This is a genomic window from Acinetobacter sp. Q85-2, assembly GCF_013420555.1.
GTDB lineage: Bacteria > Pseudomonadota > Gammaproteobacteria > Pseudomonadales > Moraxellaceae > Acinetobacter > Acinetobacter indicus.
On record NZ_VOXW01000043.1, the window covers coordinates 1 to 2,198 of the forward strand.

At 45.8% G+C, this 2,198-nt stretch carries 1 protein-coding gene and 1 pseudogene; one reads left to right on the top strand and one right to left on the bottom strand.

Annotated elements, in window-relative coordinates:
• The first annotated feature begins 356 nt into the window (after positions 1-356).
• Entirely contained in the window at positions 357-2,063 is a 1,707-nt protein-coding gene (locus tag FTT68_RS13925; protein WP_180084194.1) for a GGDEF domain-containing protein, read from the top strand.
• A 24-nt stretch (positions 2,064-2,087) separates the two neighbouring features.
• On the opposite strand, the pseudogene FTT68_RS13930 reads toward FTT68_RS13925, so the two are convergent.
• Positions 2,088-2,198, bottom strand: a pseudogene (locus FTT68_RS13930) (IS982 family transposase); the annotation flags it as partial.

Genomic DNA, 2,198 nt, shown 5'->3' on the forward strand with positions numbered 1-2,198 from the left:
CTCATGAAATACGGTATTCTGATGTGACAAAACCTGAATCCTGGTCGTTAAAGTGTTTGTTTGCACTCATATTTTAACTGTTAGGACTCAGGTTTTTTTATTTAAAGCAAACTATGGGACAGCAGTGAGAAACTTACTCTAATTTCGTCGGTTTTTATTCAACTTAATCAATAAATTTGTTAACCTTGTCACAATTTTTTAGTTATCTTGTTGATTTATTCGACTTATAGTTGAATGAACGCTACCGCTGTCCTGTTATTTTTTCCTCAGCAGTGTGGTCATCCGCTTCAGGTCGTTGCTCTGCCTTTGTTGATTCAATACGTTCAGTTCATGCTCATGGTAGTGAGGTTATAAACATGTCCCATCGCTTGCATTCAGAGAATACTAAGCAGCGTCTGTTTATTTCTATGCTCATTATCATCCTGTCGATTCTGTTTATTTCGGTTCCGGTGACGCTGAAGAGTTATCGCTCTTATCAGCAGTCCGATGTGGTGCTGACCGAAATTTCAGTCTTACGTCATGTGGCCGATCTGGCCAATGAGATTTCACGCGAACGTGGTCCGGCCAATAAGGTCATGTCCAGTACTCCAGATGAACTCAGTGCCAACCTGAAAGAGCTGACCCTGTTTCGAGAGCGGGTCGATCTGCAGATTGAACACACCATGCAATTGTTAAATAGCGCCGGTTTTGCTGCACAGGCCAATGCCTTGACCACCGATTTAAAACCGGCTTTGGCAAAAGGACGTGCTGCGGTGGATGCCTATGCAGCACAACCCTATGCCCAGCGCAGTTCAGCACAGCTGGATCAGGCCATTCAGGCCATGTTTCGTGCCTGGGATGAAGTCTATGAGGTGCTGAAGCATGTCATGATGCAGTCGGAAGGCAAAAAGACCATGCTGTCGGAGTCCTATAGTCTGATTCTGGTACTGGCCGATTTACGTGATCAGGCCGGACGTCTGGCCTCGACGATTATGGCGGCCGTGACTTTTAAAGAACCAATTCCTGAACAGAACCTGGCTTATTCCTTACAGAGCCAGCGGCAATCTTATTATTTATGGGATCTGGTCAACTCGATTCAGCCTGAACAGCACAAAACGCCTGAATACCTGGGACTGCATCAACAGGTTAAACAAAAATATCTGGATCAGGGGGTTCCTATTGTCAGCCAGCTGATTGAAGAAAGTCTGCATGCGCGCCCGTATTCATTAAGCGGAATTGAATTGACTCTGAAGATTGTCGATAAATTTACGACAGTGGTGAATCTGCAGAAATATCTGCTGGATTATAGTGTCTGGCTGGCCCAGCAGGAGCGCCATGCTGCCTGGCAGCAGTTTATCCTGACGCTGTCGGTGTCGATTATTTCCTTGCTGGCAGCGCTGTTTACCATGGTCTATGCGCGTTTTAAGGTATTTAAACCTTTAATTGAAGCGCGAGATCTGATTTTAGAGTTATCTGAAGCCCAGCCGCAGACGGCCACAGCTCCAGATTCCTCACCCACCTCTTTATTTGCTGCACTCAAGCAGTTGCAGGCACGCTTGGCTGAACGGGATTTGCTGGAATTCCAGCTACGTAATATGGCGAATACCGATACCCTGACCGGAGTCTCCAATCGTCTGGCGCTAGAAGAATATATTCAATATCTGAATCAGAATCCGGACAAGCTCCATCAAACCGGTTTAATTATTATTGATATTGATGACTTTAAAGAGGTCAATGATCAGTATGGGCATATTGTCGGAGATCGGGTGATTCAGGGAATTGCCGAAGTGTTAAAACACAGTGTGCGTTCATCTGATCTGATTGTGCGTTATGGGGGCGATGAATTCCTGATTCTGATTGAGCAGATTGATCTGGACGGGGCCTTGAGTATTGCCGAGAAATTACGTCAGGAAATTAGCCAGAATGTTCTGACCCTGCCGGGACTGTACACGCCATTAAATATTTCTGTCAGTGCCGGGGTCGCCGCAGATGCAGGCAGCTGGATGGAGCTGTTTGGCCGGGCAGACCAGTCCTTATTTAAGGCCAAAGAGAAGGGGCGGAATAGGGTGGAAAGTATGCTCTAAACCGTAAATTAACCCGGATCCTGCTTAAGCCGATGATTCCTTAATTTGAATTGTTGGCTTATTTTGATGGGTTAATTGATATGCACATAGTGAGGCGTAAATTCCACTCAGAAATCCATGAAGACTACGTGCTTT